Source organism: Caballeronia sp. KNU42 (genome assembly GCF_053760385.1).
Window position 1 is genome coordinate 63931 of the sequence record NZ_CM132388.1, and the last position, 25248, is coordinate 89178.

At 62.1% G+C, this 25248-nt stretch carries 17 protein-coding genes; 10 read left to right on the top strand and 7 right to left on the bottom strand.

Going from position 1 to position 25248, the window contains the following annotated elements; all coding sequences use genetic code 11:
• Positions 1-302: 302 nt before the first annotated feature.
• Complete coding sequence (locus ACSOSP_RS00260) at positions 303-2168, bottom strand: glycoside hydrolase family 15 protein (RefSeq protein ID WP_455308908.1); 1866 nt, start codon at positions 2166-2168, stop codon at positions 303-305.
• Positions 2169-2563: 395 nt separating this feature from the next.
• On the opposite strand from ACSOSP_RS00260, the gene ACSOSP_RS00265 reads away from it, so the two are divergent.
• On the top strand, positions 2564-2812 hold the full coding sequence (locus ACSOSP_RS00265; protein WP_031361316.1) for a hypothetical protein: 249 nt from the start codon (positions 2564-2566) through the stop codon (positions 2810-2812).
• A gap of 189 nt (positions 2813-3001) precedes the next feature.
• Here the strand turns inward: ACSOSP_RS00265 and ACSOSP_RS00270 are convergent, their stop codons facing one another.
• Positions 3002-3154 carry a DUF3096 domain-containing protein gene (locus ACSOSP_RS00270; protein WP_158936575.1) on the bottom strand — a complete coding sequence of 51 codons (153 nt, stop codon included), beginning with the start codon at positions 3152-3154 and terminating at the stop codon, positions 3002-3004.
• Positions 3155-3464: 310 nt separating this feature from the next.
• Here ACSOSP_RS00270 and ACSOSP_RS00275 point away from each other — a divergent pair, with 310 nt between their 5' ends.
• Together ACSOSP_RS00275 and ACSOSP_RS00280 are read left to right on the top strand one after the other, a co-directional pair.
• Complete coding sequence (locus ACSOSP_RS00275; RefSeq protein WP_455308910.1) at positions 3465-4685, top strand: lactonase family protein; 1221 nt, start codon at positions 3465-3467, stop codon at positions 4683-4685.
• Between the two features lie 158 nt (positions 4686-4843).
• The gene (locus tag ACSOSP_RS00280) at positions 4844-5905 is read left to right on the top strand and encodes a transporter (RefSeq protein ID WP_455308911.1); all 1062 of its coding nucleotides are present in this window, start codon (positions 4844-4846) and stop codon (positions 5903-5905) included.
• Positions 5906-5951: 46 nt separating this feature from the next.
• Here ACSOSP_RS00280 and ACSOSP_RS00285 read toward each other — a convergent pair whose 3' ends face one another.
• Both ACSOSP_RS00285 and ACSOSP_RS00290 read right to left on the bottom strand, forming a co-directional pair.
• Entirely contained in the window at positions 5952-9989 is a 4038-nt protein-coding gene (locus tag ACSOSP_RS00285; protein WP_455308912.1) for a DNA translocase FtsK, read from the bottom strand.
• A gap of 382 nt (positions 9990-10371) precedes the next feature.
• Positions 10372-10992 carry an META domain-containing protein gene (locus ACSOSP_RS00290; protein WP_455311042.1) on the bottom strand — a complete coding sequence of 207 codons (621 nt, stop codon included), beginning with the start codon at positions 10990-10992 and terminating at the stop codon, positions 10372-10374.
• Positions 10993-11275: 283 nt separating this feature from the next.
• Here ACSOSP_RS00290 and purT point away from each other — a divergent pair, with 283 nt between their 5' ends.
• The 5 genes from purT to ACSOSP_RS00315 all read left to right on the top strand — a co-directional run bounded on the left by purT (position 11276) and on the right by ACSOSP_RS00315 (position 17304).
• Complete coding sequence (gene purT / locus ACSOSP_RS00295; protein ID WP_455308913.1) at positions 11276-12550, top strand: formate-dependent phosphoribosylglycinamide formyltransferase; 1275 nt, start codon at positions 11276-11278, stop codon at positions 12548-12550.
• A gap of 67 nt (positions 12551-12617) precedes the next feature.
• Positions 12618-12773, top strand: a complete 156-nt coding sequence (locus ACSOSP_RS00300) for a DUF6726 family protein (protein WP_455311043.1) — start codon at positions 12618-12620, stop codon at positions 12771-12773.
• A 130-nt stretch (positions 12774-12903) separates the two neighbouring features.
• Positions 12904-13314, top strand: coding sequence for an MliC family protein (locus ACSOSP_RS00305; protein WP_455308914.1), 411 nt, complete (start codon positions 12904-12906; stop codon positions 13312-13314).
• Between the two features lie 353 nt (positions 13315-13667).
• Positions 13668-15137, top strand: coding sequence for an aldehyde dehydrogenase family protein (locus ACSOSP_RS00310; protein WP_455308915.1), 1470 nt, complete (start codon positions 13668-13670; stop codon positions 15135-15137).
• A 553-nt stretch (positions 15138-15690) separates the two neighbouring features.
• Positions 15691-17304: a DEAD/DEAH box helicase gene (locus tag ACSOSP_RS00315; protein ID WP_455308916.1), complete on the top strand. Its 1614-nt coding sequence runs from the start codon at positions 15691-15693 to the stop codon at positions 17302-17304.
• 96 nt (positions 17305-17400) lie between these two features.
• Here ACSOSP_RS00315 and gluQRS read toward each other — a convergent pair whose 3' ends face one another.
• Together gluQRS and ACSOSP_RS00325 are read right to left on the bottom strand one after the other, a co-directional pair.
• Complete coding sequence (gene gluQRS, locus ACSOSP_RS00320; protein WP_455308917.1) at positions 17401-18285, bottom strand: tRNA glutamyl-Q(34) synthetase GluQRS; 885 nt, start codon at positions 18283-18285, stop codon at positions 17401-17403.
• Between the two features lie 102 nt (positions 18286-18387).
• Positions 18388-19275, bottom strand: a complete 888-nt coding sequence (locus tag ACSOSP_RS00325) for a sulfurtransferase (RefSeq protein WP_455308919.1) — start codon at positions 19273-19275, stop codon at positions 18388-18390.
• A gap of 238 nt (positions 19276-19513) precedes the next feature.
• On the opposite strand from ACSOSP_RS00325, the gene dnaE reads away from it, so the two are divergent.
• Both dnaE and ACSOSP_RS00335 read left to right on the top strand, forming a co-directional pair.
• Entirely contained in the window at positions 19514-23074 is a 3561-nt protein-coding gene (gene dnaE / locus ACSOSP_RS00330) for a DNA polymerase III subunit alpha (protein WP_455311044.1), read from the top strand.
• Between the two features lie 11 nt (positions 23075-23085).
• Complete coding sequence (locus ACSOSP_RS00335; RefSeq protein WP_455308921.1) at positions 23086-24183, top strand: glycosyltransferase family 4 protein; 1098 nt, start codon at positions 23086-23088, stop codon at positions 24181-24183.
• Here ACSOSP_RS00335 and ACSOSP_RS00340 read toward each other — a convergent pair.
• The gene (locus ACSOSP_RS00340) at positions 24152-24919 is read right to left on the bottom strand and encodes a glycosyltransferase family 2 protein (RefSeq protein WP_455308922.1); all 768 of its coding nucleotides are present in this window, start codon (positions 24917-24919) and stop codon (positions 24152-24154) included. The genes ACSOSP_RS00335 and ACSOSP_RS00340 overlap by 32 nt on opposite strands.
• Positions 24920-25248 lie beyond the last annotated feature (329 nt).

Here is a 25248-nt window from a genome sequence, read left to right on the forward strand (position 1 = left end):
GGAATGGAGCAGGGACTGGGGACGGGGCTTTAAGCCGGCATTGCGCCTTCTTGGCTGAACATGGAACAGCACACGAAACACATGCCGGCTAAGCCGTTACACCAGACCCCAATTTTGAACCCGGAATCAAAGCAAATTCAAAGCCGATTCAAAACCCTATTCGCCGAACGACCGGTCGGAAAGCCTCTTTCGATCATAGCTAAGAACACGCTTTTGTGCAACGCAACATACGTGTTCTTCACCGCTATTCCGCATGAATTTTGCGTTGAAGTTGTTAATTTTCGTCAATCATTCGAACAACATTACGATTTGCTTTCTTTTGCGTGTGCTGCGTCCGAGGGTTTGTCCTGACGCGACGCGGGCTGGCCTGTTGCCTTCGCCATGCCTTGTTCGTGCCGCATCAGGTTCATGCCGGTATGCACGAGCGCGACATGCGTAAATGCCTGCGGAAAGTTACCAACCAGACGTTTCGCGACCGTGTCATATTCCTCGGCCAGCAGGCCGACGTCGTTCGCCAGGCCCAGCAAACGCTCAAACATTGCATACGCTTCCTCGTGGCGGCCCTGCAACGCGAGGTTATCGACCAGCCAGAAGCTGCATGCCAGGAACGTGCCTTCCCCGGGCGGCAGGCCGTCCTCTACTTCGGACGTGTGATATCGCTTGACCAGGCCGTCATGGGTGAGATCCCGTTCGATGGCGTGAACCGTGGAGATCACGCGAGGATCTTCCGGTGGCAGAAAGCCGAGCAGCGGAATCAGCAGCAGGCTGGCATCGAGATCTTTGCCGCCGTAGGTCTGGGCGAACGAGTTCATCGACGGATTCCAGCTTTTCTCGCACACGTCCGCGTGAATGGTCGTGCGCAGGTTGCGCCAGTGGTCGAGCGGGCCTTCCAGCTCGAACTGTTCCGCCGATTTGATCGCGCGGTCGTAAGCCACCCACGCCATGACCTTCGAAAAGGTGAATTGCTGACGCCCGCCGCGCGTTTCCCAGATGCCTTCGTCGGCTTCCTGCCAGACGGTGTCCAGGTGATTGAGCATGGCGCGCTGGATCGACCATACGGTGTCGTCGGCTTGCAGGCCGCCCACGCGTGCAAGATGCAGCGCGTTCATCACTTCGCCGTAGACATCGAGTTGCAACTGGTTGACCGCACCATTGCCAATGCGCACCGGCTTTGAGTTCTCGTAACCCGCCAGCCAGTCGACTTCCCATTCGGGCAGGCGCCGCTCGCCCGCAATGCCGTACATGATCTGCACCTGATCCGGCGACCCGGCCATCACGCGGCCCAGCCAAGCGCGCCAGGCGCGCGCTTCGTCGTAGTAGCCGCTGCGCATCATGGCGAGCAGGGTGATGGTAGCGTCGCGTAGCCAGCAGTATCGATAATCCCAGTTGCGCGTGCCGCCCAGTTGCTCCGGCAACGACGTGGTAGGAGCGGCGACAATCCCGCCGGTCGGTTCGTAGGCCAGCGCCTTGAGCGTGATCAGCGAGCGGCGGATGGCCGGACCCCAGCGGCCGTCGAGGTTGCTGCGGCCCGACCATTCCAGCCAGAAGTTCTCGGTGCGGGCGAACTGCGTATGGGGATCGAGCGCGCGCGGCAGGCGCAAGTGCGACTGCGAATACACGAGCGAGAAGGGGACGCGCTCGCCCTCGCTCACCGTGAATTCGCCGACGGTGCGCATATTCTCGCCGCTGAGTTCGATGGGCGTGCGCAACACGCACAGATCGGGACCGGCGATTGCGCGAATACCGCTTTCATCGGGGAGCCGGCTGACCCAGGGAATGGAGGAACCGTAATCGAAGCGCAGCACCAGTTCCATCTTCATCTTCACCGTGCCGCGCCGGCCCACCACGATGCGCACCAGGTCGGACGCGCCATCGCGGACCGGCATGAAGTCGATGAGCGACACTTTTCCTTCGGGCGTCTCGAAATCGGTTTCCAGGATCAGCGTATCGCCGCGATACCGGCGGGTGATGACCGGCGCCGGGGCGCCGTCGGGCAGGTCGGGCGTGATGAGCCAGCGGCCGTTTTCCGGCGTGCCCAGCAGGGCCGCGAAACACGCGCCGGAGTCGAAGCGCGGCCAGCATAGCCAGTCTATCGAGCCTTCTTTTGAGATCAGGGCGGCGGTGTGACCGTCGCCGACCAGGGCGTAGTCCTCGATCAATGCGGGCATGGGCTAGTCATAAGAGGTCGATGCGGCCGACGTTCAGGCGCCGCGTGGTTAGGGGAGGCCAGGCTCTTCCAGTCCTTCGAGCGTCCGATTATGAAGCGCATTCGTGTCCCATGTCTTTCATGCGCTCCTTTCATGCGCGTCTTTCATGCATGTCTGTCATCTCCGCGTTCGCGGCTTCAGTCTCACGTTTCAACCCGCTTCGATTCGTCATACCGGGCCCGGGCCTCCTTGCAAAAACGCCTGTTGAAAAAACGTGTGACAAATGCTTAGAATGAAACCTGGCGCACGACGGTAAGGCCTGAGAATGTTGCGCGAGTCCACGGCACCGGGCTCGTTGATGCACGTCACGCGCTCCCTGCTTGCTTAACGTTTCGAGGACATCGAAAGTGAAAGCCATGCTGAATCCGTCGAGAGCTGATTGCATCGCCATCCTGTCGGCTGCGAGCCGTATCGCCGATCAAAACACGCTCCTGGATCTCAATTACCAAAATCTCGGCCTGTCCCGCAATGGGATGGAAACCGCTGCGTCGTTCCTGATCGAACGTGCGTGCTTCACGCGGCATCGCGAGGTCAACGGGCATACCGCTGTGGGCGGCTTGTCGCTGCAGGGCCGCATGCGGCTCGAGCAGCTTGCCAACAACTGACACTGATACCGATTGCGTGGCAACACGCTGCGCCCATCGTTCGACTTCAGGACATTTCTAGCGCGCGGGATCGCGGATTCCGCCCCCGCGTAAGGCGTTTGCTCGTCTACCGGAACCTCGCTCCAATAACAGCGTCTTACGGAGCGCATCACGGATGCCAGTGCGACGGCAGTTGCCGGGCCGTCGCCGTCAGAAATGGGTCGCGCTCAGTCCGAACACGCCGATCAGTCCGATGATGATGAGGTAAATCGCGACGATGAAGTTCAGCAAGCGCGGCACGATCAGGATCAAAATGCCTGCTATCAGCGCAACCAGCGGTCCGAGGCTCAGATGGATATCCATGGTGACTCCTTGTTGATTTTTTGATGGGAATGGGTCTGCATCATGCGCCAAAGCAGTGACTGGTGACAATCGGGCGCTTTCCACGGCTCGCGTACCTTGAAACAAGCCCTGAAACAAGCCTAATAACGAATGATCAGGAGGCGATATGCAATTGGCTGATTTCACCCATTTCACTCACTTGACGCGTTTTACCCGTCGGTTTCCTTCTACGCTCCGTGTCCGGGGCTTCGGTCCCACGCAAACATCGTGCCGCGCCGCTGGATCGGCGGGTTTAGCTCGCGCCGAGCGTCATGTCGGGCGGCCGCGATTGATGTCAAGAAGTGTCGCGGCGGGTGTCGCCGCTGTGTTGTCGCTTGCTGCGGCCCAAGCTTTCGCGCAAGGCTCGGGTACGGCTGCCGGCACGTCGACGACTGCTTCCGGTGCATCCGGTAACGGTGTATTCGACTTGCTCGTGGGCACCTACACCGGCAGCGGCAAGAGCGAGGGAATCTACGTGTACCGGTTCGATGCGGGCACCGGTGCGATCACGCGCCTTGCATCCGCGCAGACGGTGAATCCGTCGTATCTCGTGGTGAGCCACGACCGGCAGCATGTCTACGCCGTCAACGAGCTTCCCGGCGATAACGGACCCGCTTCGCAGCGCGGCGGCATCAGCGCATTCCGCTTCGATCCGCCCAGCGGTCAGCTCACGTTCGTGAACCGCGTCTCTTCCGATGGCAACGATCCCGCGTATCTGGCTCTATCGCCGGATGGCCGGTATCTGCTGGCAGCCAACTACTCGGTGGCATCGAATCCGGGTGGCAGTTTCGCCGTGTTTCCGCTGGAAGGCGACCGGGTCGATCCGTCCGTGCTGACCGTGCATCACGACGGCAGCGGTCCCGTGAAAGGGCGCCAGGACAATTCGCATGTGCACTCGACCGTGTTTTCGCCCGATGGCCGTTACCTGTTCGCGCAGGACCTGGGGGCGGACAAGATCTATTCGTACAGGTATACGCCCGACGGCAGCCGCGGTTTGTTCGGGCCGACCGAGCAGCGCTACACGCTGGTGAAACCCGGTTCCGGGCCGCGCCACCTGATCTTCGATCAGGCGGGCAAACATGCCTACCTCACGACCGAAATGAATGCGTCGGTATCGGTGTACGACTATGACGACGGCAAACTCACGTTGAGGCAAACCTTGCCGATGACCTCGCCCGGCTTCAAGGGCAAGGTAGGCGGCGGCGCGATCCATCTGTCGCCGGATGGCCGCTTCCTCTACGCCACCAATCGCGGCGATGTGAACGAAATCCTGACGTACGCCGTGAATCCGTCCGATGGTCACCTCAAGCTGCTCGGCCGCACTTCGACGCTCGGCAAGACGCCGCGCGAATTTGCGATCGATCCGACCGGGCGCTGGCTGATCGTCGGCAATCAGGACAGCGACAGCGTCTACTTTTTCAGGCGCAATCCGGACACAGGCGAACTTGCGTCCGATCCGAAGCGCCTGGAGATCGGCTCACCGGTCGATTTCAAGTTCGTTTCGCCATCCTGAAGATTATTTTTTCAAGTGTGCGGGTCGCGGGTCGTCAGTGATTCGCGGCTCGCACAGTTTTCTTGGTTCTCAAGTAACGTGGTTTTGATTTAACCAGTAAGGCCGGGTTGTCCCGCGGTTCGTCCCGCGGGTTGTCCCGGTATGGAAGGAATTTAAAGTTGAACATTACGTCAGCAATAAGCAGGGAGTCTGGTCTCACCGCCGGAAATACGCCGCACGACGCGCCTACGCCGCCGGGTTTCATCTGTGCGTTCCGTTTTGCCGGCGCAGAGGCTTTACGGCTGTCCTGGGATGAAGCGCGGCGCGAGATCGCTGGCGAAGGCCCTACGTGGCTGCATTTGAGCGCCAACGACGACACCGTCGAAAGCTGGCTGACCGGCGTCACAGCAATGCCCGATGTCGCCCGCGAATTCCTGAACGGTGAGGACAAGCGCCCACGCGTGCACATGGGCGGGACGTTCATGTACGGCGTCGTGGCGGACCTGGAGCGCGTCGCGGAAACGCCCGACAACGATCCGAACGCGCAGGCCACGCGCCGGGCGACGGGCGCGTTGCGCTTTTACGTCGATAAGAACCGCATGATCACGGTGCGCGCACAGCCGCTGCAATCCACCGACCGGCTGCGTCACGCCGTGCTCGAAGGTGCGATGTTCCGCGATACCGTCGATCTTTTCGCCGGCCTGATTCGTGCGTTGAACGAGACGTTTGCTGATCGTATCGATGAAATCGGCGACCGGCTCGACGACGTCGAGGAGGGCGTGCTTGACGGTCGACATTCGAATTGGCGCGCGGAGCTGGGGTCGGTGCGGCGGCGGCTGGTGGAGGTGAAGCGGTTTGTAGATCCCGAGCGCAACGCTCTGACGCAACTGGTGTTGCGGCGGCTCGAATGGGCCGAACCCCGGTCGATGGAAACGCTGATCCAGGCCATTCAAGTGCTAAACGGGCTGGGCGCCGGGCTCGAGGCGCAATACGAACGCTCGAAGCTGCTGCAGGACGAGATCGCTGCGTTGCTGTCGGAGGACATCAACCGCAAGCTGCTGTGGCTCGCGGTCATGTCCGCGTTGCTGATGCCCGCGACGCTCGTGTCCGGTATCTTCGGCATGAATGTCGCCGGGCTGCCCGGCACGCACAACAATCATTCGTTCCTGATCGTCATGGGCGTGATGGCCGTTTGCGCCGCCTTCACGCTGTATTTGCTGCGGCGCTTGCGGTTGTGGTGAAGTGATGCGGTCGATGCCCGGGCGCTTTTCACCCTCCGGGCATCGCTTATTCCGACGGTCCCGGTGCAAGCACTTCGCGGTTCCCGTTCGTGCCCATCGGCGAAACCAGGCCTGCTGTTTCCATCTGTTCGACGAGCCGCGCGGCGCGGTTATAGCCGATGCGCAATTGCCGCTGCACTGACGAAATCGATGCCCGGCGGGTACGCAACACGAATGACACGGCTTCGTCGTAAAGCGGATCGGCTTCGGCATCCGGCGTATCGCCGAAGAGGTCCGGCGTGCCGCCTTCGGGCGTCGGTCCCGACAGGATCCCTTCCTCGTACTCCGGTTCGCCGAACTGCTTCAGATACTCCACGACGCTATGCACTTCTTCATCGGCGACAAACGCGCCATGCACGCGTTGCGGATAGCCGGTACCGGGCGGCAGGAACAGCATGTCGCCGGCGCCGAGCAGGGACTCCGCGCCCATCTGGTCGAGGATCGTGCGCGAATCGATCTTCGATGACACCTGGAACGCCACCCGCGTCGGAATGTTCGCCTTGATCAGCCCGGTGATCACATCCACCGAGGGCCGCTGCGTCGCGAGAATCAGGTGAATGCCGGCGGCGCGCGCCTTCTGCGCCAAACGCGCGATCAACTGCTCGATCTGCTTGCCAGCGACCATCATCAGGTCGGCGAGCTCGTCGATGACGACTACGATCATCGGCAGTTTGGCGAGCGGTTCGGGCGCATCGGGCGTGAGCGAGAACGGGTTCGTCAGCTTCTTGCCCGCCGCTTCGGCATTGCGGATTTTCTGGTTGAAACCCTGCAGGTTGCGCACGCCCACCGCCGACATCAGCTTGTAACGCTTCTCCATTTCCCCGACACACCAGTTCAGCGCGTTCGCGGCGAGCTTCATGTCGGTCACGACCGGTGCGAGCAGATGCGGAATGCCTTCGTACACCGACAATTCCAGCATCTTCGGGTCGATCATGATCAGGCGCACGTCTTCCGGTTTCGCCTTGTACAGCAGCGAGAGGATCATCGCGTTGATCGCCACCGATTTGCCGGAACCCGTCGTGCCCGCGACCAGCATGTGCGGCGCGCGCGCGAGGTCGGTCACGACCGGATTGCCGATGATGTCCTTGCCCATCGCGATCGTTAAGAACGACTTCGAGTCGCGATAGACATCGGCTTCCAGGATTTCGGAGAGCCGGATCATCTGCCGCTTGGCGTTCGGCAGTTCAAGCCCCATGCAGGTCTTGCCGGGAATCGTTTCGACCACGCGGATGGACGTGAGTCCTAGTCCGCGGGAGAGGTCCTTCATCAGGCCGACGATCTGGCTGCCGCGCACGCCAAGCGCCGGTTCGACTTCGAAGCGCGTGATGACCGGTCCCGCAGATGCGCCGACCACGGTCACCGGTACTTTGAATTCCTGCAGGCGCTGCTCGATCAACTGGCCCGTTTCGGCGAGATGTTGTTCTGAAACAGGTTCGACTTCGTCGGATGCAGGCTCGAGGAGATCGAGGCCGGGGAGATCGACGGCGGATGCCGCGGGCGCGTGGAACTCGAATTCGGTCGCGATGAAACCGCGCACCGGCGGGCGGGTATCGGGTTGCTGGGGTTGCTGCGGCGTTGTTTCAGGCGCGGGAGGCGGGCTTGTGCTCGCGCGCGGGAAGTGGACGACGTTCGACGCGTGGTCTGGGATCGGGTCTGGTTGCGCTTCGGGTGCAGTTGGGCCGTCGGATGGCGTTGGTGTCGCGTATCCGTTCGGGGTCTCGGTGCGGGTTGCAACGCTCGCGGCGGTTTCGTCCGGCATGGTGTACGGCGTATCGACGACTCTGAACGGCGCACGCGTGGCGCTCGCATCCGCTTGCCACGGCGGCGTGTGGACGTGGCCCGTGGGCGCGGTTGCGGGGCTTCCCGATAGCGGCGATGCGGGTGTCGCCGGGACGATTTCATGCGTCGTCGGAACCGGGTGCGTTTGACCGGCGCGCACGGCCCACGGCGGGAGATCGGCGAGATGAGCCGGCGTGTGAGCGGGTGTAGAGGCTGCCGTTGTCGTGTCAGGCGTTACCGGTTCCGCGTGCGCAAATGAACCGTTCGATGGGGTGTGCGCGGGGTTTCCTGCAATGTCGGAAGAGGCCAGATACGCGATTCCATCGATGTCGGCCGACCCTGTCGGATTCGACGTCCGATGTGTAGTCGCATCGCTGTCGGTGCGCTGCACAGGCGGGTTCGAACGCGCATCGGTAAATTGCGTGCTGGTTGGGGCAGTTACCGATGTTTGTTGAACACCGTTGTCGCGGGGTGTCGGGGATGCGGGATAGGGCAGGGCGTCGTTGTTGCGGATGTCCGCGTTGTTCGCGCTTGCGTTCTCGCTGGTCTCCGGTTGCGTCGGTTCGCGCACGGCAGCCTGGGCGCCCGAGGCAAAGGTGTAGCCGTCGCGTAGCAAAGTGCTCGATGAATACGTGCCCGCAACACTCGATGCCGACCTGGACGCGACGCCTTCCGTCACTCCCGGCTGCTCGGTCTGGTTCGCGGATGAGTTGGTTATCGTCGATGCCGGACCGGTCGGAAGCGTTGCCGCGGGCGTACCAATAGCTAAGGACTCTGGAGAAACGGTACCAGCGGCGGAACTGGCCGAAGCGGCTAGCGTATCGGAAGTACCCGAAGTACCCGAAGCGTTCAAGGCCGCTGCGTCATGTCCCTTGGCCGCATCCTGTGTATCTGGCGACGCTCCTCCGGCTTCCAGCGCGGTATCGGCGACACCTGCGCGTGTGGTCCATTGCGCCGTGCTTTGTTCGATGGAGCGCAGCGTCTCCTTGATACGCTCAGGTGCCGGAGGCGGACCGGCGGGCTTGGCGGGAACTGCCTCGGACGCCGTTGTCGCAGCAAAAAAAGAGTCGATCGAGACGACCGGAGGAGCCGACTTGCCGGGGCCAGGTTTCGTCGATGTATTGCGCGAAGCGGCGTGAGGAACGCTGGAGGAACCTGACGCACGAACGGCGCCCGGTGCGCTCCGGTTCAGCGATGACCGCGATACGTCTGGACGCCGCGACGCGGCAGTATCCGCAGAATGGCCGGTTGCGCGTGTTGTCGAGGTCGCAGCGATAGCAGACGGCACGCTACCCGCCGTACCCGCGCCGCGCGTGACACCAGCCGATCCCGCGCCCGTCACCGCCGCGGACGCGTTCACACGCGCTGCGCTTTCCCGCGTTCCCGACGACGCTCCCGCCGCCGACCCTGTCTTCAGCCATCCCGCCGGCGCGATGGGTTCGAGCGGCTCCCGCGCACCTGCTCCACGAACGCCGTGCGAAGCGGCCGGGCGTGCATCGGGGAAGCGGTCCGAATAGCTGTCTTTGGCCGCACCCGGTTCACGATGTGTCGGCGACAAGGGTTCGCTCGGGCGCGCGGCCTCGGGTCCGCGCAACGGCCGCTCTGCGTCGCTACGCCGTGCCGGCTGCGGACGCCAGACTGTCGGCCGCTGATAGCGCCCACTTGGGCGTTGCGTAGCTGTCGGCAAGCCTAGCGCCGGAGCATCGTGGGAGGTTCTGCCAGAAGTCGTGACGCCGCTCCCCACCGCGCTGCCTGACTTGAAACTGCCGAGCCCCGTGCTTGCACCCCGCGTTTCCACCTTGTCGCGCGATGCCCGTCCGCGCGCCGGTTTCTCGCGGACTGTCCGTTCCCGTGGCGTGAACCACTCCGGTTTCAGACCCAGGCCGAACGCGCCGTTTGCCCAGCCAAGGGTATCGCGCCACTGGAACCCGCAGAGCCACGGCAAGCTGATAAGGAACACGACGCCCGCACCGGCCCCTACGCTCAGCGCAGCCGGCGTACTGACGACGCCGGCCTGTCCGCCCAGGCCGACCAGCAACGCGTGCCCGAGATGGTTGACATCGGTGGCGAATGCGAAGGAATGAAACAGTGCTGCCTCTAGCGTGCAGCTCGAGAGGAGCACGCAGATGAAACCGAGCCAAAGCCGAATCGTGCCCGGACCGCGCAGGCCGCCGCCGTTGGGAAGAACGGACTTGACGATGCGCCAGAGAAGGGGGATGAACCAGACGGCCGAAGCACCGAACCAGCCGAAAACTACCGTGTGCATGCAAGGAACCAGGAATGATGTAAGCGATGTGAGCAGCGAACCCAGGCTCGGACAAAATGAATCAGATGAATCGATACCGCCGAGTTTAACCGCCCTGAACGCGGCGAGGGCGGGCGGTGGTCAAGCGATCAAGCATTCGGCCGCAGGTGACGATTGATGCATCGGGACGATGTTAGCCGCGTCAGCGGGCGTTCATTGGGCGTTCAGATTCCGTTTCGAAGATGAATAGCCAAACGAACCGTCAAACGCCTGCGTGCCGAATGTCTTGACTCGAAGGCGACAATGTCCACAACGCCCAATGTCCATCAGACTCCGGGACGACCGCCCTCGAATGCAACGCGCGCCTCTTAACCTCAACCTTCCAAACCGGTTTTCATCGATCTCAAGGTTGCGCGCCTTGTGTGAACGTCATCACATCGCCGTTCTTGAGCGTGATCTGCAATTGCTGCGGCGGCTGCATTTGCACGCCGGTCTTTTCGATGTCCGTCAGCCCATGCAGGAACGGTTGTTCGAGCGCGCTGCCCGGTCCCGGCGCGCAGGCCATCCGCGTGCTGGCAAGAGGGCCGAAAGACAGCTTGCCGTCGGCCAGGTCGTAGGTGCCGGCGAAACGGTTGCATCCGGAAAAGCCGTTTGTTTTGCGTTGGCCGCCTTGCGTCGAAAAATTCAGGGTGATCGGCGCGCCGCCAGTGCTGCCGCCAGCGCTGCCGCCAGCACCACCCGCCGGACTCGACGGGACCGGGCGCGTCTTGCCGTCGGCATCGGCCCAGCCGGTGAGTTGCCATTGGGTATCGTCGAGAAGCTGGGTTGCGGCCGGGTTGTAAGGATCGGTCGGCGGCGCGGCGCTGTCCGGATGTGTCGGCATCGTGCAACCTGCAAGCGCCGCACCAAAAGCGAGGGTCACGATCGACGCCACGGCGGCAAATGCAGGCCGGGAACGCGGGAACGCAGCATGGACCCGGCTGCGCGCCGAAACACGCGCAGGTTGCGAACGGGAAGGCTGCATCGACATGGAATTTCCTCGGGAGCTGGCAAAACCGTAAGGGTATCGCACTCGTCCTAAGATTGACCAAGGCAGATTGCGGCAAAGTCATTGCAACATGTAAAGAAAAGTCAGCCGAGCCTCCCGTCCGATGCGGCGCAAGCGCCCGCGCAGAAGGCCGGCGACCAACCTCCACGTCATCGCGCTTGCGCCAGGCCGCGCCCGGAAACGCAACACCGATCGTGTTCGGGAAAGGGTGCGCATGTTAACATCGCGGGCTTATCTGGCCTCTTTTTCTGGAGCATCCATGCAGAGCGCGAAGTCCGCTGCGTCCGCCGTTTCTTCCCCACAATCGGGCTTGCAGCCGCTGAATCAGCCGACGAACATCGGCACGCCGCTCACGCCCGGCGCGACGCGCGTGATGCTGCTCGGCGCGGGCGAACTCGGCAAGGAAGTGATTATCGCGTTGCAGCGCCTCGGCGTGGAGACGATCGCGGTCGACCGTTACGCCGATGCCCCCGGCCATCAGGTCGCGCATCGTTCGCACGTGATCGACATGACCGACGGCGCGGCTTTGCGCGCGTTGATTGAAGCCGAGCGGCCGCATTTGATCGTGCCGGAGATCGAGGCCATAGCTACCGATACCCTCGCTGAAATCGAAGCCGAGCGGCTCGCCGTCGTGATCCCGACCGCTCGCGCGACGCAGCTCACCATGAACCGCGAAGGCATTCGCCGTCTCGCTGCAGAAACGCTCGGCCTGCCGACGTCGCCGTATGCGTTCGCCGAGTCGCTCGACGAGATGACGGCGGCCATCGGCAAGATCGGTTTTCCGTGCGTGGTGAAGCCGGTGATGTCGTCGTCGGGCAAGGGGCAGTCGGTGCTCAAAAGCGCTGCGGATATCGAACAGGCCTGGCAGCACGCTATGGCCGGCGGCCGCGTCAATCATGGCCGCGTGATCGTGGAAGGGTTTATCGACTTCGAGTATGAGATCACGCAGCTCACCGTGCGCGCGGTCAGCGCGGAAACGGGCGACCTGCAGACATATTTCTGCGAACCGATCGGCCATGTCCAGGTGGCGGGCGACTACGTGGAATCGTGGCAACCGCAGGCAATGAGCGCCGCCGCGCTTGCAAAATCGCGCGATGTTGCCGAGAAAGTCACCACCGCGCTTGGTGGCCGCGGATTGTTCGGGGTCGAATTGTTCGTGCGCGGCGACGACGTCTGGTTCTCCGAGGTCAGCCCTCGACCGCATGACACGGGTCTGGTCACGCTCGCCACGCAGCGCTTCTCCGAATTCGACCTGCACGCGCGCGCGATCCTCGGGCTTCCCGTCGATACGACGTTGCGCGCGCCGGGTGCATCGGCGGTGATTTATGGCGGGCTGGACGAAGCGGGCGTCGCGTTCGAAGGCGTTGCCGACGCGCTCGCCGTCCCCGACTCGGACCTGCGCCTCTTCGGCAAACCGGAAAGTTTTGCGAAGCGCCGCATGGGCGTCGCGCTTGCAACCGGACGCGATACCGACGAAGCGCGGGAACGCGCGAAGCTGGCCGCGTCTAAGGTAAGACCCGTCTCCACTCGATGACGGCAACACGCCGCTCGCGGCGAGCTTTTCGCGGGCGGCACGGAGGTTTCAAGTGAAATGGTGTGCAATGGTCGCGCTGTGCGCGACGTTGGCAGGTTTGGCGGGGTGTGGCGTGGCGGCGGCGCCGTGCCGGGTGGCATCGGCGGGATTGAAGATGGTGCCGCTGGTCGGCCACGTCGCGGCGGCGCCGACCGACGCGTGCGCGGATGTAATCGACCCGTGACGGGCATTGAGTGAGTAGTTTGACGGCGTAGGCTCTTCCGGCAGGCCGGATTCGACGCCGCTCCGTGCATCTGAAGCCTGGCCGGTGCACGGCGGGTTCATCGGGAAAGAGGTAACGAAAGGATGCAAAGATGAAGGATGGAAAGAAGAAGGCGCTTTTCCAGCGGATCAAACCACTGATCAGACCGGTCGCCTTGACGGCGGGTACGCTGTGTCTCGCGGCCGTGACCCATTCGGCAGCCGCAATGCCGCTGACCGTGCCGCAGATTCAGACGGCGACGACCAACACGCTGCGTTACGAATGCCACGGCGGCAGCACGCTGACCGTGCAGTACATGAACACGAAAAACAAGCAGAGTTTTGCGCTCCTGACCGTCGATGGCCGGAAAATGCTGTTTGTGAACGTGCTGGCGGGATCGGGGGCGAAATACGTCGGCGATCACTACACGTGGTGGACCAAAGGCCCGGAAGGTTCGCTCACCGACGACACCGCCGATCCCAACGCCCCGCCCATGCTTGCCGACTGCAAGACGGGCAGCTAGAGCGTCGTTCGGCCGCATGATGAAAAAAGAGCCCGTTCCGATTCACGTCGGAACGGGCTCGTTGCATTCGACGCCCGACCCGCAAAAAAGCTTGAACGCCAATGCATTTAAGGTTTGAAGGCCAACGCCCTCGCTGACTTAAATCCGCGCCGTCGGCCGCAACATCGAATGGCTATCCGGAGTAAGGTGATATCCGCATGCGCAAACCGCGTGCGGTCGACTGAGCTCAAACGGACCGGCGGGCGCCGCTCGGCCTTCATGTGGCCTTCATGTGGCCCTCATCCCGCAGCACCCGAAAGCAGACGGCTCAGCGCGCAACTTTAGACATACGCAGAGGCTAACCAGAGGCTGACATGCTGAAGAAAACCTATCCGTATTACCTGGCCAACGAGCCCGTCGCGGCGAACACGGACCTGGAAGTCACCGATAAATTCAGCGGCGAAGTGGCTACCCGCGTGGCAATGGCGGACGCGAAAGCGATCGATGCGGCCATCGGCCATGCCGTTGCCGCGCAACGCGCGATGCGCGAATTCAAGCCGTATCAGCGTCAGGCGGTGCTCGATCATTGCGTGAAGCGCTTTCGCGAACGCTTCGACGAACTCGCCGAGGCGCTGTGCATCGAAGCGGGCAAGCCGATCAACGATTCGAAAGGTGAGGTCACGCGGCTTATCGATACCTTCAGGGTCGCGGCCGAGGAGTCGGTGCGTATCGACGGCGGCATGATCAACCTGGAGATCGCGCCGCGCGCGGCCGGTTATCACGGTTATTACAAACGCGTGCCGATTGGCCCGTGTTCGTTCATCTCGCCGTTCAATTTTCCGCTGAATCTCACGGCGCACAAGGTTGCGCCGGCGATTGCGGCCGGTTGCCCGTTCGTGTTGAAACCCGCGAGCCGCACGCCGGTTGGCGCGCTCATCATGGGCGAAATCCTCGCCGAAACCGATCTGCCAAAAGGCGCGTTCTCGATTCTTCCCGCGCATCGCGATGGCGCCGATCTTTTCACCACCGACGAACGATTCCGTCTCCTGTCGTTCACCGGATCGCCGGCGGTCGGTTGGGAGCTGAAGAAGAAAGCGGGCAAGAAGAAGGTGATCCTGGAGCTGGGCGGCAATGCAGCGGCAATTGTCGATCGCGACCAGGCTGACCGGCTGGATTACGTCGTGGACCGGTTGGCGTTCGGCGCGTTCTATCAGTCCGGGCAAAGTTGCATCGGCGTGCAGCGGATCCTGATTCACGCTGATATCTACGACGCGTTACGCGAAAAACTCATCGCGAAAACGAAGTCGCTGAAAATGGGTGATCCGAAGGATGAAAAGACCTTCGTTGGCCCGATGATCTCCGAATCCGAGTCGAACCGGCTGGCCGGCTGGATGGAAAGCGCTGTGGCGAGCGGCGCGAAAATCATCGCGGGCGGCAAGGTCGAGGGCGCAATGTTCGAAGCGACGCTGCTGGAAGGCGTCGAGCGCGACCAGGATCTGTACCGGAAGGAAGCGTTCGGGCCGGTCGCCATACTCGAAAAGTTCACGGACTTCGGCCAAGCTCTTGAAACGGTCAATGACAGCGATTTCGGCCTTCAGGCCGGCGTGTTCACGGACAGCCTCACCAACGTGAATCTTGCGTGGGACGAACTGGAAGTCGGCGGCGTGGTGGTCAACGATGTTCCGTCATTTCGCGTTGATAACATGCCGTATGGTGGCGTCAAGGATTCCGGGCTGGGCCGGGAAGGCGTGAAATACGCGATCGAGGACATGACGGAATTGCGTCTGATGGTCGTGAGGGATGCACCGAAACCGGCACCGAAACCCGCGCAGAAACCGAAATAGGCTGTTATGGCAATCGGGGTCGCAGCGCCGAGGCCCGTCCGGCTGGGCTTCCCGGCTATGGCGGCCTCTGAAGGCGCGTCGCCGATCAACGTGATGGCGCACGGGGGAGTGCTACAATAGCGGGCTTTCCCGAAGTCCGAACGCCTCACCCTGCGGTGATCGAGAGTCGGACGGGAAGCCTGGTCGCTGGGCTGGCAGGCCGGTGTTCTTCCATATCGCTTGCCAAGGTTTTTCATGCCCGCGGCGGTTGCCGTCATGTTTGCCTTGATGTTTACCTTCGGGGTCAAGCAGCACCAGCACTTGCCACTCGTACTTAGCCGTTTGCACTTGCTTTGTACCGTACTGCGCCATCCGGTTGCGTCAGACCGGATCAAGCGAGGATTCGCAGCAATCGAAACCCTGCGGGTCTGAAGTCCGCGCGTTGATCGTCGTTTGCCGGTTGCATCGACGAAACACGCGGTTCTTCTTCATCCGATGTCCATGAGCGGTGGAATGACCGCTCGCGCGCCGCTCCGGCGCATTTTTAGCGAAAGCGAAAGCCACCAAAGTCACCATGCCCGATTCCGTCGCCACGAACCCGTCCGCCGCTTCATCCGACGCCGCACCCGGGGCTGATTCCAGCACCGAAGTTCAAGCGAGTCTTGCCACGCCTGTTGCTGCTCCTGCTCCCACTCCCGCACTCGAGTTGGGCGCCACTGAATCCGCGGTGCCCGGTCCCGTGCCCACGTTCGACCAGTTCGGCCTGTCCGCCGACATCCTGCGAGCGGTGGTCGATTCCGGCTACACGATCCCCACGCCGATCCAGGCGCAAGCTATCCCCGTGGTGCTGGCCGGCCGCGACATGATGGGCGCCGCGCAAACGGGCACGGGCAAGACAGCGAGCTTTTCGCTGCCGATCATCCAGCGCCTGCTGCCCATGGCCAGCACGAGCGCATCGCCCGCCCGTCACCCGGTGCGCGCGCTGATTCTCACGCCAACGCGTGAGCTCGCCGACCAGGTTGCAGCCAACGTGCAGGCCTATTCCAAGCACACGCCGTTGCGCAGCACGGTGGTGTTTGGTGGGGTCGACATGAACCCGCAATCGGAAGCGTTGCGGCGCGGGGTTGAAATCCTGATCGCCACGCCTGGTCGCCTGCTCGATCACGTTCAGCAAAAGACGCTGAATCTCGGCCAGGTGCAGATTCTCGTTCTCGACGAAGCCGACCGGATGCTCGACATGGGCTTCCTGCCGGATCTGCAACGCATCTTGAATCTGCTGCCGAAGGAACGTCAGACGCTCCTGTTTTCCGCCACGTTCTCCGGCGAAATCAAGAAGCTTGCGGCAACGTATTTGCGCAATCCGCAAACCATCGAAGTCGCGCGCAGCAATTCGACGAACGCGAACGTGCGGCAGATCGTTTTCGAAGTCGCTGAAAGCGATAAATCCGGTGCAGTGACGCAATTGATTCGTGAGCGCGGCCTGAAGCAGGTGCTGGTGTTTTGTAACAGCAAGATCGGCGCGAGCCGGCTGGCACGCGTGCTGGAGAAGGACGGGATTGTTGCGACGGCGATTCACGGCGACCGTACGCAGGGCGAGCGCATGCAGGCGCTTGACGCATTCAAGAAGGGTGAGATCGAGGCGCTGGTTGCAACCGACGTAGCCGCCCGGGGTCTCGACATCACCGACTTGCCGGCCGTGATCAACTTCGACCTGCCGTTCAGCGCGGAAGATTACGTTCACCGGATTGGCCGTACGGGCCGCGCGGGCGCAACGGGTGACGCTTTGTCGTTGTGCAGCCCGAACGAGCGCAAGCAACTCGCCGATATCGAAAAGCTGATCAAACGGCCGCTCGAAGTCATGGTGCTGAAGGTCGACGTGCCGGTGCGGCGCGAATCGTCTTCTGCGCCTCGCCGCGAAGAGCGCCCGGGCCGGCCGGAGCGCGGCGAACATCGGCATGCGCGTAGCGAAGAGCCGCGTCGCCGTTCGACGTCGTTCGAGCGTTCGCATACGCGTCAGCAACCTATCGACGATTTTTTCCTGAAGCCGTACGTACCGTCGGCGGCATCGACGAGAAAAACGCAGGACGACGCCGCTGCGGAAGCCGAACGCAAGAGCACGCCGCGTCAGCCGCTGGCTGCGCTACTCGGCGGCCTGGGTATGCCGCGGAGAACGACTTCGGGGTCTTGAGGCTGTCGGCTGCTTGTTAGGGCCGGGGCTGGTGGAAAAACGATGAAGCGGCAGAGATGCCGCTTTTTTGTTTTGCAATGTTTGAAAATCAACGCCCTAGATCGCGAACCGCTTTGCCCACTGCGCCGTTACATCGGCGAAAAACGCTTCGAGCGAACCGGCCGGGGACGGGCGCAGACCGAGATGCTTCGCCGCTTGCGTCAACTCAACCAGCGGGGACCCGGTATCAAGCGCTGTTGCCCCCGTTTGCTTGCTGAGTTTCTCGCCTTGCTCGTTCACTATCACGGGCACGTGCAGATAAGCGGGCGTTGCAACACCCAGGCAGCGCTGCAAGTAAATCTGACGCGCGGTGGAGTCCAGCAGGTCGGCGCCACGCACGATATGCGTGATGCCGGCATCGGCGTCGTCGACCACAACCGCCAATTGATAAGCCCACTCGCCATCAGCACGCTTGAGCACGAAGTCGCCGACTTCGCTAGCCAGATCCTGCGTCTGCGATCCTTGCCAGCGGTCCTTGAAGCCCATAACGGCGGCGTCGCCATCGGGAACGCGCATGCGCCACGCGCGCGGTGCTTTGCCATGCAGCCCGTTGCGACACGTGCCCGGATAAGCCAGCGTGGCGTGTCGAGCATGACTATGAGCGAGGGAGTCGGCTATTTCGCGGCGCGTGCAGCCGCAAGGAAACACGAAGCCGGCGGCCAGTAGTTGCTCGAAGGCCTGCTGATAAGCAAATTCACGCTGGCTTTGCCACACCGGCGGCTCGGCGGAAAACATGCCGAACCTGCCCAGCGTGTCGAGGATTTCCTCGGCCGCGCCCGGCACCGTGCGCGGTCCATCGACATCTTCAATCCTGATCAGCCACGTTCCGCGATGCGCCCGGGCATCGAGAAAACTCGCCAACGCGCTCACCAGCGAGCCGAAATGCAGCGGACCCGTGGGTGAGGGCGCAAAACGGCCCCGATAGCCCGGTTCAGGTTTCATTCCGCCCACCGACCTGTTGACGTAAGCTGCAACGCGGCCATCAGATCAGCGCGGGGCGCGCGACGAAAGATCGTACGCCGCTGGCGTCTCGGGGTTGCCGGCCTACGAGTCATGCCGGCCATGGTTCGGACTAGGGAACGACGCCTGGCCGTCTGCGGTGATCGCCGCGTGTGCCTCGTCGGTATCGGCTGCGTCATCTTCCGTGCTTGCCGTGGCGGCCGACGTTCGATCCTCGCCGTTCGGTGCAATCGGCGCCGGTTCGAGTGCGGCATTCAACGCCGTCCGGTGATCGAATACAAAACACTCACCGTGGTAATGCGCGCCGCCCACTTCCTCGAAGTATTTGAGAATGCCACCTTCGAGTTGATAGACATGGTCGATGCCCACTTCCTTCATGTGGATCGCCGCTTTCTCGCAGCGAATCCCGCCCGTGCAGAACGACACCACCGTCTTGCCTTCGAGATCCGCACGGTGCTCCTCGATTACGCCCGGAAACTCGCTGAATTTCGCGATGCGGTAATCGAGCGCCTGATCGAACGTGCCGACATCGACTTCGAAAGCATTGCGGGTGTCGAGCATGACGACGGGACGGCCCTCGTCGTCGTGGCCCCGATCCAGCCACGACTTCAGCGTGGCAGCGCCGACGGACGGCGCGCGACCTAACTCAGGCCGGATCGCCGGCTTTTTCATGGTGATGATTTCACGCTTCAGCTTGACGAGCATCTTGCCGAACGGCTGTGTGGCCGACACGCTTTCCTTGAACTCGAGATCGGCGAATTTGCCCTCGAAGAGCGGATCCGTACGAAGGTAGTCCATGAACGTGCCAATCTGCTCCGGCTCGCCCGCGACAAACAGGTTGATGCCCTCCGGCGCAAGCAGGATCGTGCCGCGCAGGCCAAGTTGGGTGCACCGGTCGACAATCAGCGGACGCCAGTCGGCGCCGCTCTCAATGGTCACGAACTTATAGGAGGAAAGGTTGACGATGCTCATGACGCAAATGCTCTTAAAGTGCTGGAAAACGGGCGTTGCCGGAGGAAAAAGCGGTTTCGACGAGCGCCTGGGGCATTCATCGAATTCGTATTATCCCGCAAACGGCGCGCGCCTCCGACTCTACCGATCGGCCGATGAGCCCACGCCGATGCGGCACTTTTTTCATGCAACTTGATTCGCCTAGACCGAATGGCTAACGCAGCCTTTGGAGCGAATTTCGCGAATAGGCGCATGTACAATATCGCTCATGTCAGATCCCCGCTTTGTCCATCTTCGTGTTCACTCCGAATTCTCGATTGCCGACGGCATCGTGCGCCTTGACGACGTCGTTAAAGCCGCTGCCAAGGACGGTCAGGGCGCGCTCGCGCTGACCGATCTGGGCAACGCTTTCGGCCTCGTCCGTTTCTACAAGGAAGCGCGCGGCAAGGGTGTCAAACCCATTGCCGGCTGCGACGTCTGGATCACCAATCCTGCAGATCGCGACAAACCCGCGCGTTTGCTGTTGCTGGTGAAAAACCAGCGCGGTTATCTCAACCTGTGCGAGTTGCTGTCGAAAGCCTGGTTGACGAATCAATACCGGGGTCGCGCGGAAGTCGAATACGAGTGGCTGGAAAGCGGGTTGTCGGAAGGCTTGTTGGCGCTGTCGGGCGCGCAGCATGGCGATATCGGCATGGCGTTTGCCGCCGGAAATGATCAGGCAGCGGTTCGTCACGCAGAGCGCTGGAACAAGCTGTTTCCGGGTGCGTTTTACATCGAATTGCAGCGCGCTGCGCTGCCGGGCGGCGAGACCTATATTCAGCAGGCCGTCGCACTGGCCGCGAAGCTCAAGCTGCCGGTAGTCGCCACGCACCCTATGCAGTTCATGACGCCGGACGACTTCACGGCGCACGAAGCCCGCGTGTGTATTTCCGAGGGCGATATCCTCGCGAATCCGCGACGTCAAAAACGGTTCACGACCGAGCAATATTTCCGAACGCAAGAAGAGATGTGCGCGTTGTTCGCGGACATTCCGTCGGCGCTCGCCAACACGGTTGAAATTGCGAAGCGCTGCAACCTGAAGCTTGAACTCGGCAAGCCGAAACTGCCGCTGTTCCCAACGCCTGACGGCATGTCGCTCGACGACTACCTTGTCCATTTGTCGAAGGAAGGTCTCGAGAAACGGCTGGTCCAGCTTTATCCCGATGAAGCCGCGCGCGAAGCGCAGCGCGAGACATACTACGCGCGCCTGGAATTCGAGTGCAAGACGATCATTGGCATGGGTTTTCCGGGCTACTTCCTGATCGTCGCCGACTTCATCATGTGGGCGAAGAACAATGGTGTGCCGGTCGGTCCGGGCCGTGGCTCGGGCGCCGGTTCGCTGGTCGCGTACGCGTTGTTCATTACCGACCTCGACCCGCTCAAATACAACCTGCTGTTCGAACGTTTCCTGAACCCGGACCGTGTGTCGATGCCTGACTTCGACATCGACTTCTGTCAGGAAGGGCGTGATCGCGTCATTCAGTACGTGAAGCAGAAATACGGCGCGGACGCAGTATCGCAGATCGCGACCTTCGGCACGATGGCGGCGAAGGCAGCCGTGCGGGATATCGGCCGGGTGCTGGATCTGGGCTACATGTTCACTGACGGCATCGCGAAGCTGATCCCGTTCAAGCCGGGCAAGCACGTGACCATCGCGGACGCGCTGAAGGAAGAGCCCACGCTGCAGGAACGCTTCGACAACGAAGACGAAGTGCATCAGCTGATTGAACTTGCGCAGCGCGTGGAAGGACTCACGCGTAACGTCGGCATGCACGCGGGCGGCGTGCTGATCGCGCCGGGCAAGCTCACGGATTTCTGCCCGCTTTATACGCAAGGCGAAGACGGCGGCGTGGTCAGCCAGTACGACAAGGACGACGTGGAAGCGGTCGGGCTCGTGAAGTTCGACTTCTTGGGCCTGACCACGCTCACCATTCTCGACTGGGCCGAGCGTTATATCCGCCGGTTGGATCCATCGAAGCAAGACTGGAATCTCTCGCAGGTTCCGCTCGACGATCCCGCTTCGTTCCAGATCCTCAAGAAAGCGAATACGGTGGCAGTGTTCCAGCTGGAAAGCCGCGGCATGCAGGGCATGCTGAAGGACGCCCAGCCTGACCGCTTCGAGGACATCATCGCGCTCGTGGCGTTGTACCGGCCGGGTCCAATGGACCTGATCCCGAGCTTCTGCGCGCGTAAGCACGGCCGCGAGATCGTGGAATATCCCGATCCGCGTGTGGAATCCGTCCTGAAAGAGACCTACGGCATCATGGTCTATCAGGAGCAGGTGATGCAGATGGCGCAGATCATCGGCGGGTACTCGCTCGGCGGCGCCGACTTGCTGCGTCGCGCGATGGGTAAGAAGAAGGCCGAGGAAATGGCCGAGCATCGCGAACTGTTCCGGCAGGGCGCGGCGAAAAATGGACTGACCGCGGTCAAAGCCGACGAAATCTTCGACTTGATGGAGAAGTTCGCCGGCTACGGTTTCAACAAGTCGCATGCGGCCGCTTACGCGTTGCTCGCGTATTTCACGGCATGGCTGAAGGCGCATCATCCGGCCGAATTCATGGCGGCGAATATGTCGCTTGCCATGGACGACACGGATAAGGTCAAGATCCTGTTCGAGGATTGCATCGTCAACAAGATGGACGTGCTGCCGCCTGACATCAACCAGTCGGCGTACCGGTTCGAGCCGGTGGCCGAAGTCAACGGCACGCGTTCGAAAACCATTCGATACGGCCTGGGCGCGGTGAAGGGCAGCGGGCAGAGTGCTATCGAAGAAATCTTGCGTGCGCGGGAAGAAGCGCCGTTCACCGACCTCTTCGACTTCTGCATGCGCGTGGACCGGCGCATGGTGAACCGGCGCACGGTGGAAGCGCTGATCCGCGCCGGCGCGTTCGATTCGCTGCATGAGAACCGGGCACAGTTGATTGCATCGGTGCCGCTTGCCATGGAAGCGGCCGATCAGGCCGCGGCCAACGCCATGCAGTCCGGTCTCTTCGACATGGGCGACGAACCGCAGCAAGGCCACGATCTTGTCGACGAAGCCATGTGGTCGGACAAGAAGCGCTTGCAGGAAGAGAAGAGCGCGCTGGGCTTCTACCTGTCGGGCCATCTTTTCGATGCCTACAAGACCGAAGTGCGGCGCTTCGTGCGCCAGAAGATCGGCGAATTGAAGGAAGGGCGCGACAAGCTTGTCGCAGGCGTGATCACCACCATGCGCACCCAGATGACCCAGCGCGGCAAGATGCTGATCGTGAATCTGGACGACGGCACCGGCCAGTGCGAAGTGACGGTGTACAACGAGCAGTTCGAAGCGAACAAGGCCCTCTACAAGGAAGATGAGTTGCTCGTCGTGCAGGGCCAAGCGCGCAATGACGCGTTCACCGGCGGCATCCGCTTCACGGTGGAGGCGGCCATGGATCTCGAACGCTCACGCAGCCGCTATGCGCAGGCGGTGAAGGTGGAAATGAACGGCAACGCTGACGCGCTGCGGCTGAAGAAAGTGCTCGAAGCGCATAGCGCGCCGCCTGAACAGGCTGCTGCTCCGGCGGTGGTGCAGGCGCCATCACGTGGGGGGGCACGCGGCGGCGAGCGCGACGGCGGTCGTGGTCCGCGCCAGCCCGTCCATATCCCGAATGGCCTGAACGTGAGCATTGTGTATCGCAGCGAGCATGCCGAGGGTGAAGTACGGCTCGGCGATGCGTGGCGCGTCAAGCCGACCGACGATCTCATCACGGCATTGCGCGGCGAATTCGCGGGAAGCTCAATCGAAATCGTGTATTGATGCGCGCCGGGATGAGAGTCGCCATCTCCGCCAACGCGCTGAAACTGAGCGGTGGACTTGAGCGTTACGCGCTGGACCTGATCCGAGGGCTCAACGTGGCCGGATTCACCGGCGAGCGCAAGCCGGTGTTTTTTGCGCGCAAGATCGATGCATCGCAGCCGGAAAGCCAGATGGTCGATGCGCGCCGGATCAACGTATCGTTCCTGCCTTCCAGGTGGCGCGACACGTACTACAACTGGGCGCTCAAACGGGCACGCAAGAAAGCGCGTGTGGATCTGCTGATTGGCTGCAATCGTGTGGAGTCCTCCGAGATAGCGATTTGCGGCGGTACGCATATCGGCTTTCTCGCCGCGACCGGCCGGCGCGAGCGCCGCTCGGACAGCCGCCAGATCGTGCTGGAGCGTTTGCAATACCAGCAGGCCGGCGTGATCGTCGCGCACTCTGACATGATGCGCGACGAATTGCGCTCGCTCTACGGCGTGGCCGACTCAAAGATCCGCGTGCTTTATCCTCCGGTGGACGGCACACGCTTTTCCCCCGTGCCGGACGAAAAGCGCAACGAATTACGCCGCCAGTTTGGTTTCGCCGATCACGAAATCGTGCTGTTGTTTCCATCGAGCAGCCACGAACGCAAGGGATTGCCGCTGATCGAGGCGGCGCTGCGCGACAGCGGCCTGCCGGTTGTGGTTGCAGTCGCCGGGCGCCCGCCCGCGCAGACCTCGGCGCAGGTGCGTTACATCGGCTACGCAAAGAATATCGAGGATGCTTATCGGGCTGCCGATTTCACCGTGCTGGCCTCGAAGTACGAGCCGTTCGGCCTGGTCGGTATCGAATCCGTGATGTGCGGCACGCCGGTGATTTTTCCAACCAGCGTAGGCTGTTGCAGCGCGATTGCGGACAACGCAAAATTTACCTTCGAGCCGGGCGATGCAGATGGCCTGCGGCACGCCGTTCGACGTGCACTGGATGCAAAAAATACCCACGTGACAGCGGCATCCATTCTCTACGACACCAGCATTGCCGCGCACATTGCGTCGTTGCTGGCGCTCGCCGAGGGCATCGCTGCCGACATGCCGCTCAGCGCATCCGGTTCAGTTCAGAGAGCTTGAGAAACCGGTAATACACGGTCTGCGCATTGAACACGGCAATCATGAAACCCGCGCGGCCGTCGAGAAAACCGCGTCGCAGAAGGTAGGTACGGAGAAAGGCCCACGCCCCGCGCAGCACCGCGGTGGCCAGGCTGCCGCGTTTTCCCGCCGCGTGGCGTTGACGCGCCCCGGCCGTGGAATAATTATCCAGCTTGCGCAAGACGGTCTCGAAGTCCTCGTAGGAATAGTGCATCAGCTTGCCCTGCAGACGGGCAACCTTGGCGGCATCGGGGTTCGTCAGCACCAGCCGTTCGTGCACGAGGTCATCGGAGAAACGGGCTGTGCCGCGTTTGAACAAACGCGGAATCCAGTCCGGATACCAGCCGCTGTGCCGCACCCATTGCCCGCAAAAATTCGACAGCCGGTCGACCGCATAGACGTCGGCTTGCGGCTTCGAGAGCGCCGCACGGATCGCGGCGCCCAGATCCGGCGACACCACCTCGTCCGCATCGATGGACAACACCCAGTCGGTCGTGAGCGCATCGAGCGCACGATTTTTCTGCGGCCCGAAGCCCGGCCAGTCGGGCGCCTCGACCACGCGTGCACGATGCGCCTCCGCTATGCCGACGGTTGCATCGGTACTGCCGCCGTCGATCACGACGATTTCATCGGCAAAGGAAACCGCTTCCAGACACTGCGCGAGGCGTGCGGCTGCATTGAAGGTGATGACGGCAATACCGAGCGTTGGACGGGTCATGGGCTTAAGCGTGGGGTATGCGAATTGCTATAATTTGATGCGAAAAGTTTCAGCGGTGAATGCTGCGTTTATAGTCGCTGTCTCGTTGCTTGTCTCGTCCCTAACAGGGCCTGCCAGGCTTGGCGAGGCCGGGTGAATTCACGCCATACGCGTCCCGCATCAATCTTGGCCGCCCGGCCACCGTTATACCAGACGAATGACCACATGCCGCCGGTCAGCAGGGCCGCGGGCCTGAAAAACCGCGGGCAGCCGTGGGATCGAATGCATCGCCGGAGAAGATGCAAACGCGAGCTTCCTGGCGCACGAGATTCACGCGGTGACATTGCGCA